The sequence below is a fragment of the Acinetobacter lwoffii genome (assembly GCF_024129355.1).
GTDB lineage: Bacteria > Pseudomonadota > Gammaproteobacteria > Pseudomonadales > Moraxellaceae > Acinetobacter > Acinetobacter lwoffii_I.
Map to the genome: position 1 here is coordinate 197,716 of NZ_JAMXXP010000001.1, position 26,151 is coordinate 223,866.

The window sequence follows — 26,151 nt, forward strand, 5'->3', positions numbered from 1 at the left end:
GCTTTTTTATTGGAGCATGAAAAATGCCAGATCCAAATGAAGAACGGCTGAAGTATTTATTTAATGCCTCTGCGATTGAGGTACCCAAAGCCGTGGAAGGGCAGAAACGGAAATTTAAAGGCACTGCTTATGCCGGTGGTCGTGTAGATGGTCACTGGTATTGGGGGCGCTCCGGTGTGGTCTTTGATCTTGATGGAATTGAGATTGATAAGCCGACAGCCTTACTTGAAGAACACTTCGGCTCAAGTCGAATTGGTGTCGTTCAAACCGTGGATACAAACGGAAAGATTGATGTATCAGGTGATTTCCTTACAAACGCCAAAGCACAGGAAATTGTCCAGGACTCTGATGACGGTTTCCCGTTCCAGATGTCGATGATGATTGATCCGGGATCGATTGAAGAAGTGTCTCAAGGCAAAACGGTCACTGTAAATGGTCAGTCGTTTGAAGGCCCAATCACCATCTTCCGTCAAAACCGTATTCGTGAATTTACGATCTGCTCGACTGGTGCTGATCGCAACACATCAATTAAAGCCTTCTCGGGCAAAACCAATCCAAACCCAACCAAAGAGGACACCAACGTGACCGAATTAGAAAAAGCACAACAGGCCAAAGAGCAGGCAGAGCGTGAACGTGATAATGCCCTAGCTGAACTTAAGCAATTCAAAGCACAAAAGCGTGCTGATGAAATTGCAGCTTTAGAAACTGAGCTGAAAACACAGTTTAGTGCTGAAGATAAAACAGCTTATACCGATATGGATGATTCAGTTTTTGCCTTCACGGCCAAGCAACTTCGTCAGTTCTCGGCAGGTAGCCAACAGCCGCCAGCTACACCACAGGCACAACAAACACCAAGTGTGAATCCAGCATTTGCTCACCTGTTTAGCCACCAAGCTAATCCGGGGCAAGGTGGCCAGTCGAATAATACCGACACTCACAAATTCACTTCAGGTGCACAAGCATTTGCAGAACAAAAGGGGAAATAATTCATGGCTATTCACTATGTACCGCCTATTTCAGTCACATCAAAACGGCTGATCCTGGACAATGAAAAATTACGTCGTGCTAATGCCAAGGTGCCAACCGCCACAGCATTTAAATATGGCGATCTTTTAACGCTGTCAGATACCAATGTGCTGGCTCATGCTGTAGATGAAAAAACATGGGATGTAATTTGTGGTCAGGATGTGTCGGCTGCAGAGGCGACGATCAAGGCCGCTGATGGGATCGAAATCCCAGTGTATTACGGCGGAGTGTTCAGTATTGAAGCTGTATCTGTAAATGGAACCTTGCTGACTACTGCTCAATACGATGCAGCGCGTGCACAGGCAACTAAAAACAAAATCGAACTTTCTAAGGTGTAATTAACATGCCACAGTCTTTTAATCTTGAGGGCACTCCGCTCGAACTTCTTGATGTGGGTGAACTCGCACTGATTCACTCGAATTACCGTCCGATGGATACCTGGCTTTTAGACAAGCTTTTCCCAAATCGCCCGTTATTCACCCGTGATGATGTACCTTTGGCTGAAGTATCTGCCGAACATGATCTGGCACCACTGGTATCTCCGCAACAGCCTGGTAAGCCATTTGATACCACCCAATCTGGTGAAGTACGCCATGTTAAACCGGCTTACTACAAGCCAAAAAACCAAGTCACTCCGGCTGAAACTTTTGAAATTGCCTTGCTTGAGCGCTTACGTACTGCAGGTATCATCTCAACTGGTAACCAGCGACTATCTGAGCAAGAGCAAATGATCATTGCTCAAATCTCGGTAATGAAGCGCAACCATGATGCAATTGATAACTCTGTCATGATGATGGCGATTGATTTACTGAAAAATGGTAAATACGAGCTTCAATCAGATGATTATGAATACAACCTGGTGGATTACCGTCGTGATGCATCTTTGACATTTACGCCATTAACCAAATGGAATGAAGCGGGTGCTAAACCAGTAACTGATATCCGCACTATGCTTGAACGTCAATTGGCTGCTGATGGTGGTGAAGCCAAGCTGTCTGTTATGTCTGGCTTGGTTTGGGCAGCTCTCTGGAACAATGAAGAGTTTAAGAAAGAGTTCATCACGCCGTATGCCGGTATTTCTGTTCCAGTGAATCCAAGCTTTGGTGTCAAAGAATCTGCAACATTCAAAGGTACTTTTGATGGAATCGAATTCTGGGTATATGACGCAACTTACCGCAACAAGGGCAAGGTGAATCGTTTTATTCCTAAGGATTACTTCTCTTTGATCTCTGATACCAATGGTTCAGTTGCTCACTGTAAGATTAAAAACATGCTGGCCAACGGCGTTGCTCAGCAATACTTTGATCGTCAGTGGTACTGCGAAGATCCAAGCGGCATCATGCTGATGACTGAATCTGCTCCACTGGTTGTGCCGTCTAACAAGAACGGTGTCGTTGGTGGTACTGGCTTTATCACCCTATAAGGAGCAAGACATGCCGAAGTACACAGCAAAACAATCCATCGGGCATTTTATGCCGGGTGATGAAATCAAAGGGCTTGAAGCTAAACAACTTCAGGCCCTTTTAGCATCTGGGGCTATTGAAGAATATCAAGAGCCTGAAGAACCTAAGGCAGATGGTACTGCTACACGCTTGGCTGAGCTTGAAAAGGCCAATGCTGAACTAACAGCAGCAAATAAAACCTTAACCGAAGCCAATCAGACAGCAGCTGCTGACAAGGCAAAGGTAGATCAAGAAGTTACCGAGCTAAAAGCAAAAGTGGCTGAAATGGAAAAGGTGAAACCTGCTGCAAAACCTAAAGCAGACCCAAAGCCTGCTGACGATGCCAAGTAGGTGATTTATGTATGCGACTGAAGCAGATTTGGTCGCACGATTTGGGGCTTCAATTGAGAACCTGAAATTGATGTATGAAGATGCAGCAAAAGGTTCTCAAGCAATTAATGATGCAATCCAGGATGCAATGGAGGAGATTAATGGTCATATCGGTGGTCGTTATCCTTTGCCGCTTCCCAATGTGCCGAGTAATTTAAAGCGTATGGCGTGTGATATTGCACGTTACCGCCTTCATTTTGAGCAGCCAACCGATGAGGTGCGAAAACGCTATGAAGATGCAATTGCATTCCTAAAGCGTGTGGCTGACAACAAAGCACATTTGCAGATTCAGTTACCTGAAACAAACCAGATCGTGGATGACCAACCTAAAGGACGACCTTCAACGGCGCCAGTCGGCACTTCGTATACCGGTGGTGTATTTGGGGATTCTATCCTGGATCAGATGCCCAGCATGAAGTGAGGTGTTTATGGCTTTCGCAATAACCATTCAGGCTGATAGTTCACCTATTGAAGCAGTGCTTAAGCAATTAGGTAGCTTTGACTCATTAAAGGCTCAGTTATTTGATGAGATCGGTGCTGGGCTTGAAAGTAGTGTCCACAATCGGTTTTTAACCGGTACTGATGTTGATGGTAACCCGTGGAAGATTTCATGGCGTGCACGTATGCAGGGTGGCGAGACGCTGCGCGATACTGGCCGCCTAATGAATTCCTACACACACAATGTACTTTCAAGTGGTGTGGAAGTGGGTACAGATGTTGCGTACGCGCCACATCTGCATTACGGCGCAACAATCCTACCTAAGAATGGCCAATACATCACTTTTGCAGTGGGTGGCCAATATCGGAAAGTTAAGCAGTCGATTCTACCGCCTCGAACTCAACTCGGCCTTGATGCTGAAGATGAGGTTATGGTTTTGGATATTGTTGGGAGTTTTATAGATGAGCACCTTCTTCGCGGTGCGTGATGAGATTGCAGAAAAACTGAAAGAGATTCCAGAATTTCTAAAGATCTATACGCCGTTGAATTCAGTCAGCGTAACAGAGATGTCGCAAGTCACGCCGTCGGCACACGTCAATTTTGTCCGTATAGATAAAAAGGCAAGTGCAGGTCGTGGAAGCATCAACCAGATCGGCCAGCAATGGGCGGTTACGGTGGCGTGTCGCAATGCTCAATCTCAAATGACCGATGGACGTGCTGTAAGTGATGAAGCGGGGCTTTTGACTGAGAAGGTGATTCAACTGCTTTCCGGTTGGCAGCCTCAAGCATCACGCACGACACTGGATTTCATATCGGTTCGGGATGGTTATAGTCCGGGCTTTGCATACATCACGATTATTTTTGAATCACAAAAATTCATTTAGGAGCCAGTCATGGCAAAACAATATAAGGCATTACAGCCTGTCGGTCGCTTTAAAAAAGGTGATGTAGTCGGCGGACTGGACGATGCTCAAATTAAAAAATTAGTGGCAGATGGTGTGATTCAGGAAGTGCCTGAAGCTAAAGCTGCTCCAGCCAAGAAAACCACAGGGGATGAAAAGTAATGGTTAAATCAGATTTAATCTCGCTTCAAGGCGAGCTTCATTTGGCGAAGATGGTTAATAGTGTGCCATCTGCCTTATTGCCCGTTGGTAATACACCGGAATTGCAGATCGCAATCTCTAGTGAATCCACTGATCACTATGAAAGTAAAACCGGCCTCCGTGCTAAGGATGCGGTACTACGCAAACAAACTGCAGTGGCTATCTCTGGTACGCTTGAAGAAGTAACAAAGCAAAACTTAGCAATGGTCCTAAGTGGCAAATCAATCGAAATCCCTGAAACTCAGCTGACTGATATTACTCTGGGTGCTGTAGAAGCTGGCGCCATGATTGACTTAGGACATCGTAATTTAAGTGAAGTGGATTTTAAAGACAGCTCGGATGTTGCCATCACTTCAGATAAATATGTACTGGATGCTGTTTACGGCACAGTCATTTTTAATGAAGCTATTGTTGGTTCAGTTAAGTTTTCTGCCAAAGCCGGTGCTAAGACACGTACTACAATTGCAACTAACCTAGGCAATGAATATCGCTTGCTGTTTAAAGGCATTGATACTGTTACAGGCGATAAGGTGATCTTAACTTTATGGCGCGTCGAATTTTCGCCAGATACCGAGTTTGATCTAATTCATGAGGACTTCGGATCTTATTCAATTGAAGGTGAAGCACTGGCAGATATCTCTAAAGCTAATGATGAAGAGCTAAGTGTATTTGGTCATATTGAGCGTTTTAGCGTAGCTGCATAAACCCATAAACCATACAGGCACAAAGAACTCCACGGCGCTATGCGTCTTTTTTTGTGCCTGCCTTATAGTAATAAGTCTTAAAACATTTAAGATGAAACTTAATAAATAGTAAAAAATAAAGATTATGTAATCTTTTGTTATTCTAATTTTCATCTGATGGGGATATAAAAGATATTCAGTTCATGTTAAGAATAAAACTGCTATGACTAAAATAGAAATATTTGTCTCCATCCTAGCCGTAATAATTATTTCTACTTTTATTTATCTTGTATGTCAGTAAGTTAGTAAGCTAAGAACCGCCTTTGGGGCGGTTTTTTGATAAGTGGAAGTTTCACCTGGCTATATAGGGTCAATTTTAAAAAGACTTAAAATAGTAAAACATAACTTTACAAATCCACTCTCCCGAGGCTTTAAATAAGATTGAAAATTAATGTAAAGTGTCGCCCTTAATACATGGGGATATTATGAAAAATTTAAGCTTATTCTTTTTTATTGTGATTTTAGCTGGGTGTGGACACAAGGAATCTAGTGGTCAGCATTTTGATTTAGAAACAAGCAAAAAGGAACAGCTTGAATTTGCAAAAGAAGCTACAAAAGAATTCATTCCCAATCCTGATTCAGCTAAGTTCCGCAATCAAATAGGAGAGTGTGGAGAGGTAAGCTATAAAGAAGCAGACGGTAAAGATATTGGTTTTCAACGTTTCATTGTGCTTCAGAAAAATATAGTGCTTGTAGAAAATCAGACGGATCAAAAGCAATTTGAGTTGTCATGGAAGAATGCTTGTACGCCAAGCTGGAAGTAATTAAAAAGCCCTTTAATTAAGGGCTTTCTTTTATTCACCAGATGATTCAGATTTTTGATCTTTTTCATTTCCATACTCTAAAGCAACCTGTTGCGCTTCAGCTGCAGCAGTGGCTTCTATTGGAATCGAGTCAGCTGCGATAGCAACGGTACCGGTAAATCCCATTAAAGCTAAGATTAGAATTTTCGAATACTTTTTCATTTGAATTTCCTCTACGTTTCTAAGACTTAATTTCAGTGTAGAGAATGATTTAAATCGTGGATGTAGCAGCTATGTCGGGATATGTAAGATATTCAGGTCTAAAGTTATAGGTTTCTAGGTTTGCGTAAGAATGCTTTTCGGTTGAAACTTTTTGTTGAGTTGCTTAACGAAATGTTTGAATGCTTCAGTAGGTAGCTACACTCTAAAGACTAAAGAAACTTCCCTAACTTCTAAATCTTTGTAACATCCAATAATTTTTTTGTAATCTTTATGTTATTAATTGTTTGCTTTGCTTATCATGTGAGTGATGAAAAGTGGAGCGCCGAAGATGCTAACAAAAACAGAAATCATTGTTGTCATACTAATGGTACTAGCCTTAATTTTCATTGTTTATGAGATGGGGCAAGGTGGTAGTTGGACTTTATAGAATTCAGCCTTTATCAAAGTTAAAAGAAAAGCACCTTCGGGTGCTTTTTTAATGCCTAAAATTTAAATCGAGACATCATCATGAATGATTTTTTCCTAGCAACAAATCGAAGCATCAAAATCAATGACATTGAAGTGCGTCAGATCCAGATGAAAGACTTTGACACCTGGGCAATGCATGCTGAAGTTTTGAAAAACTTCATCAAAGATCAAAATCATTCAGATGAAATTTTGACACAGTTATTTAAAGCTCATGGGGTACAGGTCATTTCGACTATTGCCTGTGTTACTGATCTGGACCATGAATCACTGGTAAAGCTTGCTGCTGAGGAGCAGGGATTTAAAGAGCTACTTAAGGCCGTACTTCTGGTCAATCAGACTTATTTCAAATACGAAAAGCCTAAACGCGGCGTTAAAAAGAAAGATGACTCCACCTGGTTTGATTCATTCCAGTTTCTGGTATCAATGGGCCATCAGCATAGCGAAATCATGGAAATGACCTACGGCGCATTCCAAGGCTACGTTAAGGCTGCAAATAAGCTGTATAAGCAGGGAATCTTCAATAACGCCGTTGCAGCACGTGTGGCTCAGTCTGACAAAAAAGGCTTTGAATCATTCAAGAAAGAAATGGTTTCTGATTGATCAAGTAGCACCCTAAAGTTATGATGGGAAAATAATAATTTATGGATATGAATATGAAACGTTCTTATATTTTATTGGGGGTATTCGCATTACTACTTTTTATTGCTTTGCCTTTTTTAGCAAGTGATGATTCCGATTCTCAAGCCGAGCCAGTCCAAGCCTCAGTAAAAACTGTAGCCAGCAGCCAATCTGAGCAGTCAAAAAGAATTCAAGTACAAACAGATTCACGTATTGCATTAAAGAGCTTTCTAAAAGACTCTGATAGCGCTGAAATAAGAAACCATAATGGTAACTGTGGTGAAGTTAATAGTAAAAATAGTTTTGGTGGATACACAGGCTTTAAGCGCTTTATTGCAAGCCCAACAATAGTTGCCGTTGAAGGTGAGAATATGAATCCAGAAGAATTCCAGAAAGCTTGGAACCAGGTCTGCTAATCTACAGATCATCGTGATTAAGAAAGCATTATAAGGTGCTTTTTAATTTCTAATTTATACCCGCTTCGGCGGGTTTTTTATTGCCTGAATTTTAGAGGTCAGTATGTCTGGTAAAAATTTAACATTCAAATTAATCATGGATGCCGACACTAAAGGTTTCGTTGGCAACATCAAGCAATCAGAAGATGCAGCAAAGTCAGTATTTAACGCAATAAAACAAGAATCGGAGCGGTTAAAACAGGCGACTACCGATGCCTCAAAGGAAATGGGAAATATTATCCCTAAAGGCACCAGTGAATTAGCAGACAAGCTCTCTCAGTCTCTAAATACTGCTACAGGCATTATCAAAGATGCTGGTGATAATGCAAAATCTACAGCAGGCAATTTTACAGATTTTGGTAATAAGGCTGAAAAAGCATTAGGCCAACTTAAAGGGGATTTAGCTCAAGCCAAGCAAAACCTTGAGGCGTTTTCAAAAACTAAAGCTTCACCTGCAGATATTGAAAAAGCACAAGTTCAGGTTGATCAACTTGAAAAAGAAGTTCAGCAAGCAGATCAGGCTTTTAGCGGATTTCAGGCAGAAGTGGGCAAAGCCAATACAAGCCTAAAAGAAACGGATACAGCTGCTCAGACGGCACAGAAGGGAATAGGGGTACTAAAAACCGGATTTACCGCCCTTATTGGGGTTATGGGCGGTATTGGTATTGGTTTAGGTCTTCGTGAATTGGCAGAAGCAGCTGACTCATATACCAACCTATCTGTACGCATTCAGATTGCTACCCGTGAAGGAGGGGATTTCTCTTCTGCAATGGCAGGAGTTCATCAGGTAGCATTAGCCACTAATTCCAGTCTAGATGCTACAGCTAGCTTATTCACCCGATTGAATACAGTCGGCAAAGAAATGGGGATGACGCAGCAACAAGCGCTAGACCTTACTAAAACAGTTACCCAAGCAATTCAGATCGGTGGTGGTTCTGCACAAGCAAGTGAAACAGCTGTTCAACAGTTTATTCAGGCTATGCAGGGTGGTGTGCTGCGTGGTGAAGAATTCAACTCCATTATGGAGAATGGTTATGGCTTAGCTGAAGCCTTAGCAAAGGGCTTGGGAGTCACGACTGGTGAGCTTCGCAAGATGGCTGAAAATGGCGAGCTTTCGTCAGAGCGAGTTATCAAGGCCGTTCAAAGCCAGGCTACCCAGATCCAAGAAACCTACAACCAGTTTCCAACTACTATCAGTAACGCTCTACAGCGTATAGCTACATCGTGGCAGATTGTAATTGGTGAAATGGATCAGGCTAATGGTTCGAGTGCCGCTGTTGCTGATGCCTTGGTTGTAGTAGCTGATAATCTGGGAATTATAAAAGTATTCCTGGATGATGTTGGTCTTGGTCTTGCTTCGTTAATTGGGGATTTGCAAGGCGGGATTGATGCAAGCACTATTGATGCCTTCAAAAATGCCATATCTGCTGCTTATGATGCGGTTAAGGATCTGGTAGCCCAGGTATATGAGTTTGGTGTGGTTGTTCTCGATACTCTTGGCACATCAATAACAAACACGTTATCTATTTTTTCCTCGTTCACAGGAGGGGTTTCATCTGCAGGTGAACAAGTTAGCTTCTTGGAGCGAATTTTCCAAGGACTGGGAATTACATTTGGCTTTGTAAGCGATGGTCTTACAGCAATCGGTATTATCCTTAAAGTTGCGACAGGCAACTTCTTTATGCTTGCCTCTGCTGCAAACAGTGTTATGGCTGCACTTACTTGGGGGGATGTAAGTAAACAGTTCGCAGCCAATGCCGACTTGATGAAAGACAAAGCCAAGGAGTATTACGCTGAAGCTGATCGTGAGGCCCAAGAGTTTCAGTCAAAGGGTGTACAACGCCTAAATGAGGCAGCTCAAACTCAAGGACAAAAAACAGCAGAAAGATTAGCTTTATCCAAGCAGGAGTTGGAGCAATTACTTTCTGATCAGCAATCAGAAGTTAATGGAAAAAAAGCTACGGAGTCCGAAAAGTTAAATGCGGTTCAGGATTATGCCGAGGCAGCCATCAAGGCCAATGGCGGTGTCATGGATGGCGTGATGCAGGCCGATCTATTAACCAAAGGCTACATCGTCACCATTGATGAGGCTGGCAAGGTTAGTGTTCAGGCAAGTCAGAGTGCAGAGCAGGCTGCCGAAAGTGCCGCTAAAAAGGAAGAAGCTCTCAAACTGACCAAGGAGAATGTTAAGAAAGCCGATGAGGAATATCTGGCTTATCAGAAACAGGCAACAGCTGAACGTGCAATTCTGGAACAGCAGATTGAACAAGCCAAAAAGTCTGGTGATTTGAACGCCTTAGCCTCCGCCCAATCCTCAATTAATGCCATCAACGCTAAAGAAGCAGAGTTGGCCAATAACCGTGATTTACGTATAGCTGAATTAAATAAAGCTAATACCGGGTCTGGCCAAGTGGCTGAAACGGCGTATTCAAGAGCATCTGCTGCTGCTAAGCTGTTTGGCGTGGATCTGGATGTATCTCTGAATAAAGTATCCAAGTCTTTTTCTAGTTCCGGAAATGAACTGGATGGACTTAAGATTAAGTTGGATGAGGCAGGGTATACAGGTAAACAGGCCGGTGATGTTCTTTACCAGGCATGGGAGGATTGGCTTAGTAAGGCCAAAAGCCAGGCGGAGATTGATGCAGCAAATGCCAAGATGCGTGAGTTTGAGGCCCAAGGAGTATTCTCAACCAAGCAGGTTGAACTCGGCATTATGGCTATCCGTAAGGCTAATGCTGAATTGCCAGATGAATTGGATGAAACAGGGAAGGCCTTTGAGCGTGTCGGGATCAAAACCAAGGAACAATTAAAGCTGTCTGCTCAACAGGCTTTAATGGACTACAACACAATTCGAAATAGTGGTGAAGCCACTGCCGAAGGGATTGAGCAAGCACACAAAAAAGCAGCCCAAGCAGTAGCACTGTCTGGTGATGCAGGAGTCATAGCTGCATTTAATGCTGCGGATGCTACACAAAAGCTCAAGGTTCAAATTGATGATACCGGCAAGGCTTCTGTAGAGGCCGGAGATAAAGCGAATGATTCACTCCACAGCATGCGCCAATCAACGGATCGGGTTCGTGACGGGGTTAAAGGCATTGAGGGCAGTGTTCACTCTGCTACCCGGGCAATAGACGGCGCTAAGTCATCTACCGAAGAATGGGCTGATGCAGTTAACAAGGCCAAAGGCGAATTTGATAAGGCCATGAAGCAGCAAAGTAAATCGCTTGGCAGTCTGGATAACTATGATTCTTATAACAAGAATGATGTTATCTCTATGCTGAAATCTCAAGGTTATGACGATAAAGATGCCAAAAAACTTGCGGGTAATATCTGGTCGCAAGCCATGGAAGCAGATCGTGATGCCAAGATGGCAAGTTATGGTAATAGCGGTGTAGGTGGTCTAGATACGCTCATGAGACAGATGTATGACGATGCAGCGGCTAAGGGAATTACTACGCAACATGGTACCAACAAGATTAATGAATTGCTTCGCAGTATCAATGTGGCTTCTACCGGTTCCAGTAGCCTGAACGACTACGCGCCGTCTATTCCTTCCGTACCATCGGCTAGAGATATTGACTCTACTCCAAAGACCACAATTCGGATCGAGGCGGGTAATGGACAATATGTGGATGCTCAGGTTAATGCTGATCAAGTAAATCCATTAACTCAGATCCTCAAACAATTAGGAACACTTAAGGGTTCAACATGAAGCTTATCCGCTTAGCAACATCAGAAACCGTCCCATTAGAGGACGGTTTTTTATGGCCTGATGAATTTTCATGGAAGGCCATTGAACAGAATCAGACCTATACCATGGATGGCTCTCTGATCATTCAGGAGGGCAAGAAGAAGTCGGGTCGACCAATTACTTTACAACCAGCAGATCCGCAAATGGGCTGGATCAAGCTACGTGAACTACGAACTGTTTTGGAATGGTCCAAGCTGCAAGGTGAGAATTTCAGACTGCAGTTTGAGCAGCCGCATGACAACCGGCAATTCACCGTCAAATTTAACCACCAGGATGGGGCTTTAGAGGCTGCACCGGTGAAAGGAATTCCAGCTGTATCACTGGATGATTATTTTAATGTGACCTTACGCTTTACGGAGTTAGACGATGGCGATTGAAACCAAGGATTTAGTGATTTACAAGTCTGAACGCTTGACTGATAACTCTGATGGCGGTGGTAAATATTCTGGTGTTGTAGTTCAAGATGGTATCAGCAATAACCTGTTCAATGATGTGTCGGAAATGGATCGAACCATGGGTGATGTCTCCATGCGTAAGGTCTTTCCAGCAGTCACGACTGAAGACACTGATTTACTCATGGGTGCAACAGTATTTGTATCTGAATTGCCGAAAGATCCGAACGTATCGGCATTGCTGTTCAGCACCAAAAACTGGACCGATGAGCGTCAGTCTGCACAGAACCGGGTGGAAAACTACCTAGCAAAAGGCGGCCAGATCGCAGGTACACCACTGGATACCCACTGGAAAGGTATGTCATCGCTGCAGGTGGCCATGTTTCCGCAAGAAACTGAATCATCCGTTGGGGATACGATTGTCCTGATCAGTGATGAAGGCAAGGTATTAGAACGTGAGCAGTACGTACGAATCACCAAGGTTGAAACTCGTACCGCAGTCATGGTGGTGGATGGCAAAAACGTGGAATACAAGGTTGCCACTTACTCACTCAATGATGCACTGGAAATTGATTTTGTCGGATTATCAGCACGTCAGTGGTACAACGGTGAGAAATCCAAGACCATCATTCGGGATACGATTGTTGCGGATACCGGCCTTTACTATTCATCGACTGCATTGGCAGATAATGCCAATGTGGGTGAATTCACGGTAAATGCCAAAAGTATCTTTGCTCAGCTAATTCCATCCACCCAGACCGGAACTCCAATTATTGATGTCAATGCAGCGGGTGAAAGTGTGGTACTGGTAGCGGGTAATGAAGACACTATTACAGTCAATTACCCGAATATGGTGATTGGTGTCAGCCAGAACCTTTACATTGGCTCTGCGGTAATTCCATCAAGTCTGTCTTTTAGCTTGCAAGGCCAGCAAATTAATGACCAAGGTGGATTATTAAAGAATACTCAAGGTACGCAAGTCGGTACGATTGATTACCAGCGTGGTTTGATTCAATGGACCGCAGCAGCGCCAGCTGGCACCTCAAGTTTGAATATTAGGTTCAAGCCAGCCGCTGCACCGAACCAGTATTATCAGAGTCATGCGATTCCAGTGACTCAGAATAACCAAAGCACCAACTGGACCGGAGTTTTAATTCCAATTCCTGCACCTGGTGCACTTTCGATTTCATACATGTCGCAGGGCAAGTTCTATGAGCTTAAAGATGATGGTTCAGGCCAATTAAAGGCCGCCAGTCCATCTTTTGGTTCAGGTATGATCAACTATGAAACTGGCTCATGGTTATTAACGACTGGCGCACTACCCGATGTAGACACACCAATTCTGCTGAACTGGGGCACACCAATTGTCACTTTTGTTCGATCAAACTTGAGTGTAGAAAAAGCTGCTTTTGAGTTTGATTTAGAGCGACCAGGTGTATTGCCAGGTATCACCATTAACTGGACTCTTGAAGGGGTAGCCAAAACAGCGACTTCTAACGCTCAAGGCAAATTCACGGGTGATGCGACAGGTGAAATTAACTATGCTACCGGTATTGGCAAGATCATTCCCAATAAGTTGCCGCAGAAAGGCACAGTCTTTTCGGTGATCCATAACTACGGGTCGTCACTTAATCAATCCAAACCAAATATTACTCCCGATGAAAACCACAAATTAAATTTCACCATTGGTACCGGACCAGCAATTCAGCCAAATAGTGTTGAGTTAAAAATTCCACTTCAAAGCAGTGAGGGGATTACAGGGTCTGTAACCCTGACAGATGTGCCGGTGAATGCAACTATGGGCAATCTGGTGAATAGCCGCGGTCAAGTGCAAGGCACCATTATCTATGCCACTGGCGCAGTTGAAGTCACACCAAAAAGTACAGCGAGCAGATTTGTGCAAACCTTTACACCTATGGCTACCTATGCGGCTGCCTAGCGAGGAAATATGTCTTTTTATTCTCCACAAACGTCAGACATTCAAGGTCAGCAGGTTGAATTAAAAGCCCTTAATGCTGTTGATGTTCAAGTGAAATACCGCGATACATCCGGCTCAAACTCGGCAACTCATACCGTGACGGCAAACAAACTCAAGCTGGATTTATCCTCCGGTTTTGATGAGCAAATTCTGACAGGCTCAGCCCGATTTAAGGTGGGCGCTGATACCTTTCTGGATCGTACTGGCTTGCTGTATCGCAATGTGAATCCGGCGAATAACAGCGGGATTCAGTCTGGTGTGATCCAGTATGGTACCGGTATTGTTGAAATCGACTCATGGACACCGAATGCAGAGAACACGATTACTCTGGAATCCTTGACCACTACAACTGACTTGTTGCCAGTCAATAAGATCAGCTTTAGAACGCCGATCATGCCAATCCGGCCACAATCATTAACTGTGGTTGTAGGTACCATTGAATTCGGCCAGCTTACACTAACCGCTGATGAGAATGGGGTGATTGAAACCAGTCGGGCGCATGGTCAGGTCAATTGGGATAATGGCTTTGTAACGATTTACTTTTATACCAAAACCAAAATCACTGAGGCCAATCGAGCAGAGATTGAGGCCAAAGACTGGTATGACCCTTTACTTGAATATCAGGAAGGTCTGGACACTTATATCAATGTTCCGGTCTGGGTGGATGCTTCATCCGTGCGCTATAACGCAGTGGCTTATACCTACATTCCGCTAGATTCAGAAATTCTAGGGTTGTCTGCGACACGTTTGCCAATTGATGGTCGGGTACCGATTTTCAGGGTGGGTGGCATCGGGATTGTCAGCTCAAGCAAAGCACAAGAGCTGCCCAGTGCAATTGCAGGTACCACATACGATCTGAATGATCAGCGTATTTCATGGGCAGAACTTGAGGATACTAACGGAACAAAAGTAGCTTTCGATCTATACACTGTTGATTATGACTATGGTCGCGTGACGCTCGGGGGTGACTTTGTGATGGGTAATCTGGTTGCGCCGCTAACAATCAAGTATCGCTATCAAGACATGGGCTTGATCCGTGATGTGCAGATTAATGGCCAACTAACCTTTACCAAACCTTTAACCCATAACTATGATGCGGTCGATACCATTGTCGGATCTGCTTTGGTGGTTGGTGATATGCAGGCACGCTATACACGAAAGTTTGTACAACAGGCTTGGAGTAGTGTATGGAATGATGAGCCAACAGGATCGGCAATTTCAGCGAATTTTAATGATTCACTTTATCCGATTCAAATCACGAATAAGGGTGCAATTCAAGAGCGATGGGCGATTGTTTTTACAGGTCCAGAAAGCTTCTACTGTGTTGGTGAGTATACAGGTCGCTTAACGCTTACAGGGTCAGTCAGTACAGACTATGCACCGATAAACCCAGTGACTGGCGTAGCGTATTTCACCATTAAAAAAGAGGGCTGGGGTGCAGGGTGGGCCAATGGTAACGTCTTGCGCTTCAACACGATTGCAGCAAACTTTCCAGTCTGGGTGATTCGTACCGTCAAACAGTCAGAACCTGCAGTATTGTCAGATCAGTTCCAGATCATGCTACGTGGCGACATTGACCGCGTTGTTTAAAAGACCGGGTAATTAAAAAAGTTAAATCACATATGGCCGCTCTATGCGGTCTTTTTATGAGTAAATAAAAATGGCAATGAAGCAGACAAAAACAAAACTGTTTGATTTTTCAGACACTGGTTTGGATTTTAGCCCTGGTTCTAAAAATCTATTTCCGGACAGATTTAAAAAGATGTTGGCACTGGGTTATAACGAGCAGACAGTAACAAGTGTTGCGGTGGCAGGAAATCAGGTTACTTTTGCCTATGGTGGTACACACGGTTATGCATCGGATCGAGTTTTAAAAATAGATTCAGGCGCTTTATCGTTAATTAATGGTGGTGAATTCTGGATTGATTCGGTCACTACAAATACCGTCACATTCACGCTTGATGGCGCACCAACTTCAATTGCTGGAAATTTCACAACTAAGGTTGCACCGCTTGGGTATGAGCTGCTATTTGAACAACCTTATGTTCATCTTTATAAGTTTAAGGCTTTGGATGGCTCGGACTTGTTTTTACGTCTCGTTTTTCAGGCGAATGCAGAACACCGCAATGTTGTACTGGTGTGCATTGGTAAAACCGCCAATATAGCAACTGGTGTGATTACCGATGTAAATGCTCAAACAGAAACACGTGAAGCCACAACACATACAGCAAATATCTCAAAATGGGAATTCACTGTCGGCCTAAACAGCAATCAAAATAATTGGACTTATGCTCAAGGAAGCAATACATATCGTAAAGCAAATGTTGTGGGTAGTGCTTATCACTTATCAATCTTCACAAACACCGGCTACACATCGGGAGATAATATTTCGTATGCCATAGTCAACGGATTTTATCCGTTAATTGATATTGGCTATGATTTACTTAAGTACCCTGTTGTGTTTGGTTATACCTTTGGCTTAGCATCTGGCGCACCCACTGGTGGTGGTGCAATTAACTATACAAACTATTTGCGTGGAATGTGTGGAAATATCGCGGTAAAAATGGTAGTTGAAAGCTCGAATTCCAACAAAACCGTTGCTACACCGCAAGCGACAAATACTTACTTACCTGTCAATATTGATGCATTCAATACTACAACGACTGAGCCAATAGCCATCTATGATTATTCAACAGGGCAATTTTTAGGATATATCGAGCCGAATTGCTTGATGTGTGTAAAGTGTGGGACAACTAGCTACTTAAGCCCATTGGCACAAAATACCCCATCTATTCAGCGGGATGTTGAGCAGGATGTGCTTTGTCCAACACATTGTATCTCCTCATACTCAAGTTTACAAAATGCGTGGTTTTGTACATCTCCTATTGATGAGGTGAAATATGTTTAAGTTGGCACGTTATTTTTTTGGGGGATATATAGCTAATCCTGAGAAGCTACAAGCAAAAAAAGCAAAAGTGATTCGCTTTAATCCTAAAAAAATACTTGTAGTTTCTGCCAGTTGGCAGGGGTATGGAAGGATTAAAGGCACTACTAAAAAAGTAGGTGCAAACTTTTCACCAGTGCCTGTATGTGTATTTCGCAGAGATAGCCGTCAATTGCTTTGGGAGGTTAAGTCCAAATCCGATGGTAGTTATGAGTTTAAAAATATTGCGAAAGGGCTTGAGTGTTTCGTGGTGGCTTTCGACCCAAACAATCAATATAACGCAGTCATTCAGGACAAGGTGATCGCAAAATGAGTAAAACATCAATCAACGCTCGGCTTGCCATGATTCAAGCTTTTGCCAGTTTTATGGATAACGGTGGCCAAAGTGCTGCCGTTATTTTTTATGAGGGTGTGAAGCCAGTCAGCCCTGCGGTTGCAGCAGACTCAAACAATGCATTAGTCACTTTAGTATTTCCCGAACCGTGTATTAAGGAAGTCACGCCAACTTATGTTGAATTTCATCCAACGGATACCGCCACTGTAATAAAGGCTGGTACTGCAACATGGGCGCGGATCTACAACGGTGCTGGTGAGGTCGCTACGGATCTGACAGTAGGTACAGATATTGCGTTGGCTAACACCAATTTAGCACTTGGTGGCACACTGGCCATCACATCAATAAAACTCAGACCTTAAATTAAAGGGTGCTCATGTGGATTTTAAAAATAAGCTTGGCACCGTTGATGCTCACAACCTAAACCTAAACTTTAAGCCTGATAATGCTGATAGCCATAACATCATTCTAAATTTTGAGCATCTAGCTGATGGCTCGACCAATCTCAATTTTGGCGAAGATGTTTCTGCTGTAATCGATACTGTGCTTGATACCGGGTTTTCATTTGAGGTCACCGCAGTCTATGCGGATAGTGGTGCAAATACTGCGGTCATAGATACAGTGCTCGACACTGAATTTAGCTTTGATGTTATTGCTGTATTCAGTGAAAATACTGATGTCATTGGTCAGCTCGATGCGGTTTTAGACACCAGTTTTAGCTTTGAAATCGAAGCGGTATTTAGTGAAAACCTGTGCACGATTGATACCGTTTTAGATACTGAATTTCAATTTGAAGTTAAAGCGTTATTCGATATCAATCATCTGGTCGGTGTGTCTTATGGTTTTGACATGCGATACCAGAAGGCCATCACAGCCTTAAGCACTACAGAAATACCATGGGCCAAGCCAATCTTAAGAGTCTCAAAAGAGGCTCTTTTTTATGACCAAGGCTTGGTGATTTCAAATCAAGTGGATATTTGGCATGAGCAAGCAGGATTCTTAACCCGAGCAATTAGATCGCTACATGAGCAAGCCACCGGTTTAAGTTCTGATGCATACATAATCTGGGAAGAAGGCGATAAGCGCTTTATTCATCAGCGTTACTTGCATGAAGAAACGTTCAAGCTGCGGCATAACCGGGAAACGGTCTGGCAGGAAATGATCCGCCGGCGCAAGACTTTTACTTATTCACATGAAGTGGCTCAGGTGTTTGAGCACCGCTTTTCATTTGATTGGGATAAAAGCCTCGAGATTGTTACCCAGTCAGATTTGCCTTGGGATAAAGCCAAAGCAATTCATTACCGCAAGCATCCGGTTTTGCCATGGCCAAAGCCTGAAACACCCAAATATGAAGGCAGCACAGATCTAAACTTTATCTGTCTTTGTCATGACGTTGATTCACATGATGTTGTTTTAAATTTTGGTGCAGATGACTGTATTCCAGCACTGCCGAAAAGAAACTGGTGGTATTTCGTGAATACACTAATAGCCGAGCGATTAGATACCGGCGAGAAGATCAAAGTTATGGATGGTACATACAGTGCCAGCCGATCACAGTGGTGCTGGACCTATTCTGTGACAGTTGCTCACTCTGAAAAGGAAAAGCTGCAACCGATAGATGGGCAGCCGGTGATTCTTAAAGTCATGATCAATGGATTTGAGCATCATATTTTATTGGAAGATCCAGAAGAGACCCGACGCTTTGCCAGTGTGCTTTACACTTACCCAGGCCGAAGTGTGACAGCTTTGAATTCTGACAAGTACGCACCTTCACGCTCATTTATTCAGGACAATGAACGAACCTCTGTACAGTTGGTGCAGGCTGAACTGGATCGAGCCAATGCAGATACAGCTCTGGATTGGAAACTGATTGATGAGTTGGGCTGGATCGTACCTACTGAAAGCCTGAGTTATGCAGAACTGGCACCAATTGATGCAATAAAGCAGGTTGTTGATGCAGGTGGTGGCTTTATCTATAGCCAGAAAGCGCGCAATACACTGACCATTTTACCCCGCTACCAGAAAGGTTATTGGGATACGATGACAGTAGATGATTACGACATTCTGCTATCTGAAAGCCTGGTCATGCAGCAGAACATCAAGCAGAATGATGAATATGTCGCGGATTTTAATGCCATTACCGTGGTGAATAGTCGCAGCGGTGAGAGTCTAAAAGTACAGCAGCGAGGAACCTCGGGTGATGTGCCGTTAGAGACAGTCACGGGTCCACTATTTAATGTAGTGTCAGGTGCCAGTTTCGGCAAAAATGAACTGGTCAAAGCCAATATTCAGGAGCTGCACACTTTCTCAGATATTCCGGTCAGTCAGGAAATTGGCGAGATGTTACCCGGAAAAACCATCGCTTTTAATGGCCAGTGGTGGGGCGTAATTGATTCGGTATCAGGTAGCTTTTCACACGAAAAGGTCAATGAAACCATTAGCGTGGAGCGTATCAGCCGTGACTAATCCTTTATTTGAACTGCGGAAGCTTTTAAATCCTACCCATGCTGAGTACATCGGCACCATTACTTCAGTGAAGCACCCAGAATACCGGGTACAGCTTGATGGAGGATCCGGTCCAGTACTTTGCACATCCGGCACAGCTTATAACCTGGGTGCCAGAGTATTTGTTTCCAATCAAGTGATCCTGCGACCAGCACCCACTGGCCAGCACTCAGAAATAGAAGTCTAAACTCAACCAAATAACAGCACCTTTTTAGGTGCTTTTTTATTGCCAAAAAATAGGGGTATGTATGACTAAAGGGGATGTATATGGACTTTCTTAGTCAAGTATTGGAAAGCATAAAGAACCATTCACACATCCTTTTTACAGGTGTGCTGGGTGCAACTTTTGGCTTTCTATTAAGCAAGGAGCCAACCCGGGATCGCTGGATAGGATTCTTTGCCGGCTTCATTTTATGTGTGGTCTTTGCTAAACCGGCAAGTTTATTTCTTGCTAGCGGTAACTACCCAGAACTATTTGGTTTCATTCTGGGCGCTGCTGGTAAAAGTACAGCTGAAGCATTGCTGAGTTTGGCTCGATCAAGAGTTCTTGGTTTAGTCAAAAAGGAGAATGAAGATGCTGCTAATCATAAGTAAGACGGCATTGGTATTGTTTATATTTTCGTTTGCAATCATGGCATTTCATCCAAAAATCCAGCTCCCAAAACACATCGATTTTCTATTGGTGTTGTCGATCCTTTTTGGGGCAGCACTTTTTGTTAAAGATGAGTATTCGCCCAGTCCAGCTGGAACCCTTTTTTACACCACGGTAAGCATTTTATTCGCACTATTTACCCGACAACTCTATATTTGGGGTAAGGGTGGTGCACGTCCTAAATTTTTTAATACGGATAAAGATGGTGACAACCCATGAAACATATTTTTGATTTCTTGCGAAAGATTAGCGGCGGCAAACTCACCCAGAAACAGGTTGATGCTGCTGACAAACTGATTGCAACTGCTTACGATGATGTCACCAGTATGCTGGGTATCGCTACGGATGAAATGAGCATCAGCCCAAGTGGTATTGATCTGATCCGTAATTTTGAAAGCCTACGGCTCAATGCCTATGATGATGGCGTGGGGGTATGGACCATTGGTTATGGCACCACAAAATACCTAAATGGTATTCGTGTCAAAAAAGGGGATACCTGCACACTGGAACAAGCCAAAAGCTACATGCAACATGACTTGAAAAAATTCGAGCAAACCGTCAATAGCGCAGTCAATGTTCCGATCAATCAGAATCAGTTTGATGCCTTGGTTTCATTGGCCTATAACATTGGACCTACCGCATTTGAAGAATCCACTTTGGTCAAAAGGCTGAATGAGAAAAATTATAAGGCGGCAGCTGATCAATTTGGCTTATGGGTAAATGCTCGTGGCAAACGCCTGCAAGGTCTGGTGAATCGCAGGAAAATTGAAATGGAGTTATTTTTAAAATGACTCTAAATCTATTATGGAAATACAAACACTGGATCGCAATTGCGGTCTTTTTCTTTTTATGGCTAGGGCAAGTTGCTTACACCAATCACTTAAGCGGAAAGCTGCGCAAGGCTGGTGAACAATGCACAGTAAAAATTCAAGAGATAGAACAAAAACATCTCAAGGCTCTGGCTGAAAAACAAAATCAAATTAACCAGATGAGTTCCGATTATGAAGCAACAAGATCAGAGCAACGTGTGCAGGTCGAAACGGTTACACGTGAAGTGCAAAAGATCATTGATCGTCCTGTGTATCTCAACCATTGCTTTGATGATGATGGCGTGTCAGCCATCAACTCACTTATCACCAGTGATACCAGCAAACCTCCTTGAGCCCTGTCCTGATTTGCAAAAGCTGGAATCAGGGCAGGGTAAGGTTGCTTTAGTCTGGTCTATTGATGTAGTGGCTAAATATAACGACTGCAAAGCGCGTCATGCTGCAATTGTGAAAACCATTAGATAAAACTGAATGATTCACCAGAAAGCAATATTCCAATAAAATAGATAAATGCCTTCATTTGAGGGCATTGTTTATCATTAAAATAAGTAATTAGTTGTTAATTAATCCTCAGGATCCCCTCCCAACTAAAATAGTTCTGAGTCAGATTTTGTCTGGCCATTGCCCATGTTCGACCATGCATTTTGCATGGACCAATTGCTATTTTCTTATCTCCAAATCTCACCTTAACCTGTTCAAGGGCAGATTGAAGTTTCTCATTCTTCTCTATTTGAGTACTATCAGATAGAAGGTCATATATGTATGTCGATTTTGGCTCAATTGCAGTCAAAATTACACCGCATTTCTTAAACTCGATTCCTTCTTGAAACAGCTCATTCATTCGCTTCATTACAGCCCGGTTCATGACGGCAGCACAATCAGTCGGCTCAGCAAATCCGATATTGATCGACTTGTTATAGAAAGGTCTGTTCTTGTCAAAAGGATTGGACTGGGCAAAAGCAATCACACAACCACAAAGAGATTCATCTTCTCTTAACCGCTTAACAGCGTTCTGCAGATAACCACTCATTGCCTCAGATAATGATTGGATATCTATTACCCGTGCGCCAAATGAGCGTGATGAAATGATTTGCTTCTTGGTTGGCGCAGCCTGCTCAAGTTCGATACATGAAATCCCTTGCAGTTCCATGACAGTCCTCTGCACGACCACTGAAAACAGTTTTCCCATTTGATGTGGATTAGAGGTGGCTAAATCAAGAACAGTATTAATACCTAAGCCTTTTAGTTTTTTACTATGCTGACGACCAACTCCCCAGACTTCGGAAACATCAATCAAACTCGAAAAATAATCTCGGTGCTTCGGATCCATAGAAACCAGATCACAAACCCCATTAAAGCGTTTAGCCTTTTTAGCCATATGATTGGCAAGCTTTGCTTCGGTTTTTGATCGACCAATACCAACACAAACCGGTAATCCGATCCACTGCAAGATCCGCTGTCGCATATTTTGCGCATATTCAACCAGGTCATAATTTTCAGAATAGGCAGTAAGCTTTAAAAAGCACTCATCAATCGAATAAACTTCCTGCTCACCTGGCGCCACGTAATCAGCCAGAATCGAATGGAAACGTTGAGACATTTCAGCATACAAAGCATAGTTACTCGAAAGTACCTGTACATTATGTTTTTCGACAATATCCCTAACCTGGAATAGGGGAACACCCATCTTAATACCAAGATCTTTTGCTTCTTGGGAACGTGCAACTGCACAGCCGTCGTTATTTGAAAGAACAATGACCGGCACATCTTTAAGTTTAGGATTAAATAGGCGCTCACAGCTTACATAGCAATTATTTACATCAATGAGCGCGTATATTTCATTGTTATAGCTCATCTGAATTTCTTGATTACATTTGTGACTACACCCCAGATTTCAAATTGCTGACCTTCTTGGGGATGAATATCTGGATAACCCTCATTCTCAGCTTTCAACCAGCAACCTTTCACATCAATAATTAGCCGTTTCACTGTCAATTCATTATCGATACTGGCAATCACAATATCTCTATGCCTAGCCTGAATACTGCGATCTACAACCAAGGCGTCATTAATATCAATTCCTGCATTTAGCATAGAAAGAGAATCCGCACGAACAATAAAAGTAGCATTCGCATTATTAATGAGGTACTCATTCAGATCGATTTTTTTATCAATATAATCTTGAGCGGGCGAGGGGAATCCAGCTTGAACGCGTTCGGTTGCCAAGGGTATTTCTATTTTTGTGACAGGATCAAACTGACGGATATCACTAATTTCATTTTCTTTTTTAAGAGATTCTAGGTATTCTTTAATATCAAGAATTTTAGATTCAGGCACTCGAATAACTTTAGTCTCTTCAGACTTTTTTCGACCTGCCCCGGCTCGAAAACCCCCATGAGTACTGTTCATAACTTTACGACTCCTTGATTTTTGTAACAATAATCAAGATTGTAAAGACTCGATAAAAATCAAACAAATAAAATAGGGCGTGTTGAACATTGGGTATAAATTAATGGCAAAAAAAATAGCGAACGGTTAATCTTTAAGTTCTCACACAAAAAAGATATCGTTCGCTATGCCTCGCACCATGCTCAAAGATGAACACTGGACAAGACTGAAACCTATATTACTAGAACTTAATATCTATGACAAAGGAAATCTTAGACAAACGGTTGAAGGCGTGCTTTATCGCATGCGTGTTGGCTGTCCTTGGCGCGACTTACCCGAGTATTTTGGCAAGCCTAATACCATCTATAAAGCTTACCAGCGCTGGTTTCGCAGTAATAAGCTGATTGCATTATTTACGTTACTGATCAAAGACGCAGACCTTGAGTGGGTCTTTATCGATGGCACTCATATTAAAGCGCATCAGCACAGCAATGGAGGCAACGAGAACCTACAATCCATTAGCAAAAGTGTGGCAGGCCGCGCGACCAAGATTCACTTAGCAGTTGATGCTCATGGCAATCCGATTATCTTTCTTTTATCAGATGGCACAACCCACGATGTCAAAGTCGCACCTGATTTAATAGATAAGGTTAATTTGAGCGATACAGAGGTTTTATGTGCCGATAAAGGCTATGATTCTGATGCACTACGAGCCCATATTGAACAAGCAGGGACGCATAATAACATCCCTCGAAAACGAAACACTCAGTCTTCTAACGACCATATGGACTGGGACTTGTATAAAGCCAGGCATCTAGTAGAAAATGCTTTCGCTAAGCTAAAACAGTATAGGGCGGTTGCCACCAGATTTGATAAGCTCAAGCAGAGTTATGAAAATACGGTCGCTCTTGCTTGTGCTTATATCTGGCTCAAATTATGAATGTTCAACAGGCTCTAAATCTTTTAAATTCAAAGATGCGTCATAGAGTGACGCAAAATTATGATATTTCGGATGAACGGTTACAGTACTAATTGACTTGGTAAAGACTCTTAGCCAGAGCTGCACAGCTCACTCAATTGCGACGAATGTGAATGTGGGGATATGTGTTGGGGTTATTTAATCCTTCCACCCATCCACAATATCAGCCCAATCCTGCATCATTTTTCTGCGATCTGCTAAGTATTTAGCATGGTTATAAGATGCGCGGGTTTTATTCTCATCAGCATGAGCCAGTTGGGTTTCGATCCACTTTTCATCATAGCCAAGTTCATTCAATAGGGTAGATGCCGTGGCCCGAAAATCATGTGCTGTAACGTCATGCATGATGTACTGTAGCGCTCTATTAATTGTAGTAGCTGGCATCATCCCGCCATTATAAACACCTTCAAAAACATATCTCTTACGGCCAGTGAGCTTCTTTTGTTTAAGTAGAAGTTGATAAACCTGCTCAGACATTGGAACCACATGTGTTCTATTTTTCTTGGTCAGTCGCAAGCCTTTTTTCAACTGCTCTCGCGTCTGCTTTTCAAAAGTAATAGTCCTTTCCTCAAAATCAATAAATGACCATTGCAGTCGGCGCACCTCAATTGTGCGAAGCATGGTATAGAACAAAAATAAAATAGAATTTACCGTCGACTCGGCACCACCATAACTATCGATCCGCGCTCTAAATACTTTCCGCTCGGCCAGGCTTAACGGTCTCGCATGCTCCACGTCTGGCCGCGCAATAACTTCACGCACCGCATAGGTCGGATCATTCTCAGCTCTTAATGTCGCAATTGCATATCTCATCACAGAGCCAATCTTCTTTCTGTTTTCAATTGCTGTTACTTCACCAGTGCCACGGTTATCCTGACCCTTAACGCGCTTTACTGTATTTTGCATGATCTTCAAAACGTCAGCAGAGGTCACATCTTTAATATTTTTATGCCCAATAACTTTATAAATATCCTTTTCCATTGCTCGGTGAAAAGCATCAACATAGGTCTGGGATTTATCCTTTAGACGATCCGCAGCATATTCCTTTGCGATAGCTTCAAAACTATTCTCATCACACAGCAGCGCAGCTTTTTCTTGTTGGCGATGCACAGCTGGATCAATATTGTTTGCAAGCAGTGATTTGATTTCGTCTTGCTTTTGACGTGCCTCTGCTAAGCTTACGATAGGGTATTCACCTAGACTGATCATTGAGGCCTTGCCTGCATAACGATAGCGTACACGCCAAAGCTTTGTACCGGTAGAGCGAACCTCAATACATAGTCCGCCTTGGTCGGCAATACGGTATGCTTTTTCCATTGGTTTTAGTTTTTTTAGCTTGGTATCGTTAAGCATGTGAGTAACGCAAGAGATTAAATATTGTTACTCACTATATTACTCACAAAAGTGATTAATACAATTTAATTCTATTTAACGGTATTTAACTGGAAAGGCTTGATAATAAAGACATAGGGATTTTAATTTAATGGCATTTTACAGTATTTAATTATTATGATAATTCTCGATCATTAAAAGCATGAGCTTAACCTATTGAAATTAATGCACTTAACTGTGCTAATGTTGTCCAGATCGTACTTTATTTATACGTGTTGCAAGCACTTGCCTGACACAACTAAATCATTGATTTCATTGTGTGAAAATAAAGCACGCTTCATCATAGCAAAAAATAGCCGCATTCGGCGCAACAATTTCGTTCAATTTATTGGCTTTAAAAACTTGTAGAAAATTAAATAA

30 protein-coding genes are annotated in these 26,151 nt (G+C 42.8%); 26 read left to right on the forward strand and 4 right to left on the reverse strand.

The genetic code is table 11. The features are described from left to right. The first annotated feature begins 23 nt into the window (after window positions 1–23). The 10 genes from NI468_RS00990 to NI468_RS01035 all read left to right on the forward strand — a co-directional run bounded on the left by NI468_RS00990 (window position 24) and on the right by NI468_RS01035 (window position 5,907). Window positions 24–986: a hypothetical protein gene (locus NI468_RS00990; RefSeq protein ID WP_253099117.1), complete on the forward strand. Its 963-nt coding sequence runs from the start codon at window positions 24–26 to the stop codon at window positions 984–986. Window positions 987–989: 3 nt separating this feature from the next. Beyond that, a complete protein-coding gene (locus NI468_RS00995; protein ID WP_253099119.1) occupies window positions 990–1,364 on the forward strand; it encodes a hypothetical protein in 375 nt (124 codons plus the stop codon). Between the two features lie 5 nt (window positions 1,365–1,369). Next, window positions 1,370–2,449, forward strand: a complete 1,080-nt coding sequence (locus tag NI468_RS01000) for a major capsid protein (RefSeq protein ID WP_253099121.1) — start codon at window positions 1,370–1,372, stop codon at window positions 2,447–2,449. 10 nt (window positions 2,450–2,459) lie between these two features. Then, entirely contained in the window at window positions 2,460–2,819 is a 360-nt protein-coding gene (locus NI468_RS01005; protein ID WP_253099123.1) for a hypothetical protein, read from the forward strand. A gap of 7 nt (window positions 2,820–2,826) precedes the next feature. Next, on the forward strand, window positions 2,827–3,279 hold the full coding sequence (locus NI468_RS01010; protein ID WP_074382909.1) for a gp436 family protein: 453 nt from the start codon (window positions 2,827–2,829) through the stop codon (window positions 3,277–3,279). A gap of 7 nt (window positions 3,280–3,286) precedes the next feature. Then, the gene (locus NI468_RS01015; RefSeq protein WP_253099132.1) at window positions 3,287–3,784 is read left to right on the forward strand and encodes a phage virion morphogenesis protein; all 498 of its coding nucleotides are present in this window, start codon (window positions 3,287–3,289) and stop codon (window positions 3,782–3,784) included. Then, window positions 3,759–4,181, forward strand: a complete 423-nt coding sequence (locus NI468_RS01020) for a phage tail terminator protein (protein WP_180075143.1) — start codon at window positions 3,759–3,761, stop codon at window positions 4,179–4,181. The genes NI468_RS01015 and NI468_RS01020 overlap by 26 nt, the downstream gene beginning before the upstream one ends. Window positions 4,182–4,190: 9 nt before the next feature. After that, window positions 4,191–4,361 (forward strand): hypothetical protein, encoded by a 171-nt coding sequence (locus tag NI468_RS01025; RefSeq protein ID WP_253099134.1) that lies wholly within the window; start codon window positions 4,191–4,193, stop codon window positions 4,359–4,361. Next, a complete protein-coding gene (locus tag NI468_RS01030; RefSeq protein ID WP_005262215.1) occupies window positions 4,361–5,104 on the forward strand; it encodes a phage tail tube protein in 744 nt (247 codons plus the stop codon). Before NI468_RS01025 ends, NI468_RS01030 begins: the two co-directional genes overlap by 1 nt. 464 nt (window positions 5,105–5,568) lie before the next feature. After that, window positions 5,569–5,907 carry a hypothetical protein gene (locus NI468_RS01035; protein ID WP_253099136.1) on the forward strand — a complete coding sequence of 113 codons (339 nt, stop codon included), beginning with the start codon at window positions 5,569–5,571 and terminating at the stop codon, window positions 5,905–5,907. Window positions 5,908–5,937: 30 nt separating this feature from the next. On the opposite strand, the gene NI468_RS01040 is transcribed toward NI468_RS01035, so the two are convergent. After that, a complete protein-coding gene (locus NI468_RS01040) occupies window positions 5,938–6,108 on the reverse strand; it encodes a hypothetical protein (protein ID WP_005262212.1) in 171 nt (56 codons plus the stop codon). A 507-nt stretch (window positions 6,109–6,615) separates the two neighbouring features. Between NI468_RS01040 and NI468_RS01045 the strand changes: the two genes are divergently transcribed. The 15 genes from NI468_RS01045 to NI468_RS01115 all read left to right on the forward strand — a co-directional run bounded on the left by NI468_RS01045 (window position 6,616) and on the right by NI468_RS01115 (window position 21,367). Continuing rightward, window positions 6,616–7,176, forward strand: coding sequence for a hypothetical protein (locus NI468_RS01045; protein WP_253099138.1), 561 nt, complete (start codon window positions 6,616–6,618; stop codon window positions 7,174–7,176). 53 nt (window positions 7,177–7,229) lie between these two features. After that, a complete protein-coding gene (locus tag NI468_RS01050; protein WP_228284850.1) occupies window positions 7,230–7,610 on the forward strand; it encodes a hypothetical protein in 381 nt (126 codons plus the stop codon). A gap of 103 nt (window positions 7,611–7,713) precedes the next feature. Then, entirely contained in the window at window positions 7,714–11,361 is a 3,648-nt protein-coding gene (locus tag NI468_RS01055; RefSeq protein WP_253099140.1) for a tape measure protein, read from the forward strand. Continuing rightward, complete coding sequence (locus NI468_RS01060; RefSeq protein ID WP_253099141.1) at window positions 11,358–11,777, forward strand: hypothetical protein; 420 nt, start codon at window positions 11,358–11,360, stop codon at window positions 11,775–11,777. Before NI468_RS01055 ends, NI468_RS01060 begins: the two co-directional genes overlap by 4 nt. Further along, window positions 11,767–13,731 (forward strand): hypothetical protein, encoded by a 1,965-nt coding sequence (locus tag NI468_RS01065; RefSeq protein ID WP_253099143.1) that lies wholly within the window; start codon window positions 11,767–11,769, stop codon window positions 13,729–13,731. The genes NI468_RS01060 and NI468_RS01065 overlap by 11 nt, the downstream gene beginning before the upstream one ends. 9 nt (window positions 13,732–13,740) lie before the next feature. Further along, a complete protein-coding gene (locus tag NI468_RS01070; protein WP_253099145.1) occupies window positions 13,741–15,360 on the forward strand; it encodes a hypothetical protein in 1,620 nt (539 codons plus the stop codon). A gap of 70 nt (window positions 15,361–15,430) precedes the next feature. Further along, a complete protein-coding gene (locus NI468_RS01075; protein WP_253099147.1) occupies window positions 15,431–16,678 on the forward strand; it encodes a hypothetical protein in 1,248 nt (415 codons plus the stop codon). Further along, on the forward strand, window positions 16,671–17,027 hold the full coding sequence (locus NI468_RS01080) for a carboxypeptidase regulatory-like domain-containing protein (RefSeq protein ID WP_253099149.1): 357 nt from the start codon (window positions 16,671–16,673) through the stop codon (window positions 17,025–17,027). Before NI468_RS01075 ends, NI468_RS01080 begins: the two co-directional genes overlap by 8 nt. Beyond that, on the forward strand, window positions 17,024–17,410 hold the full coding sequence (locus NI468_RS01085; protein ID WP_253099151.1) for a hypothetical protein: 387 nt from the start codon (window positions 17,024–17,026) through the stop codon (window positions 17,408–17,410). Before NI468_RS01080 ends, NI468_RS01085 begins: the two co-directional genes overlap by 4 nt. 16 nt (window positions 17,411–17,426) lie before the next feature. Continuing rightward, entirely contained in the window at window positions 17,427–19,514 is a 2,088-nt protein-coding gene (locus NI468_RS01090; RefSeq protein WP_253099154.1) for a hypothetical protein, read from the forward strand. Next, window positions 19,507–19,740: a hypothetical protein gene (locus tag NI468_RS01095; protein ID WP_253099156.1), complete on the forward strand. Its 234-nt coding sequence runs from the start codon at window positions 19,507–19,509 to the stop codon at window positions 19,738–19,740. Before NI468_RS01090 ends, NI468_RS01095 begins: the two co-directional genes overlap by 8 nt. Before the next feature lie 80 nt (window positions 19,741–19,820). Continuing rightward, window positions 19,821–20,147, forward strand: coding sequence for a hypothetical protein (locus NI468_RS01100; RefSeq protein WP_004646469.1), 327 nt, complete (start codon window positions 19,821–19,823; stop codon window positions 20,145–20,147). Then, complete coding sequence (locus tag NI468_RS01105) at window positions 20,128–20,424, forward strand: hypothetical protein (RefSeq protein ID WP_004646471.1); 297 nt, start codon at window positions 20,128–20,130, stop codon at window positions 20,422–20,424. The genes NI468_RS01100 and NI468_RS01105 overlap by 20 nt, the downstream gene beginning before the upstream one ends. Beyond that, window positions 20,421–20,996, forward strand: coding sequence for a lysozyme (locus NI468_RS01110; protein WP_004646472.1), 576 nt, complete (start codon window positions 20,421–20,423; stop codon window positions 20,994–20,996). The genes NI468_RS01105 and NI468_RS01110 overlap by 4 nt, the downstream gene beginning before the upstream one ends. Continuing rightward, window positions 20,993–21,367, forward strand: a complete 375-nt coding sequence (locus NI468_RS01115; RefSeq protein WP_253099158.1) for a hypothetical protein — start codon at window positions 20,993–20,995, stop codon at window positions 21,365–21,367. Before NI468_RS01110 ends, NI468_RS01115 begins: the two co-directional genes overlap by 4 nt. 224 nt (window positions 21,368–21,591) lie before the next feature. On the opposite strand, the gene NI468_RS01125 is transcribed toward NI468_RS01115, so the two are convergent. Beyond that, window positions 21,592–22,887, reverse strand: coding sequence for a Y-family DNA polymerase (locus NI468_RS01125; RefSeq protein ID WP_253099161.1), 1,296 nt, complete (start codon window positions 22,885–22,887; stop codon window positions 21,592–21,594). Continuing rightward, entirely contained in the window at window positions 22,884–23,441 is a 558-nt protein-coding gene (locus NI468_RS01130) for a LexA family protein (protein WP_253099163.1), read from the reverse strand. The genes NI468_RS01125 and NI468_RS01130 overlap by 4 nt, the downstream gene beginning before the upstream one ends. Before the next feature lie 166 nt (window positions 23,442–23,607). On the opposite strand from NI468_RS01130, the gene NI468_RS01135 reads away from it, so the two are divergent. Continuing rightward, window positions 23,608–24,360 carry an IS5 family transposase gene (locus NI468_RS01135; protein WP_004782589.1) on the forward strand — a complete coding sequence of 251 codons (753 nt, stop codon included), beginning with the start codon at window positions 23,608–23,610 and terminating at the stop codon, window positions 24,358–24,360. A 177-nt stretch (window positions 24,361–24,537) separates the two neighbouring features. Here NI468_RS01135 and NI468_RS01140 read toward each other — a convergent pair whose 3' ends face one another. Continuing rightward, window positions 24,538–25,752, reverse strand: coding sequence for a tyrosine-type recombinase/integrase (locus tag NI468_RS01140; protein WP_253099165.1), 1,215 nt, complete (start codon window positions 25,750–25,752; stop codon window positions 24,538–24,540). Window positions 25,753–26,151: the final 399 nt, after the last annotated feature.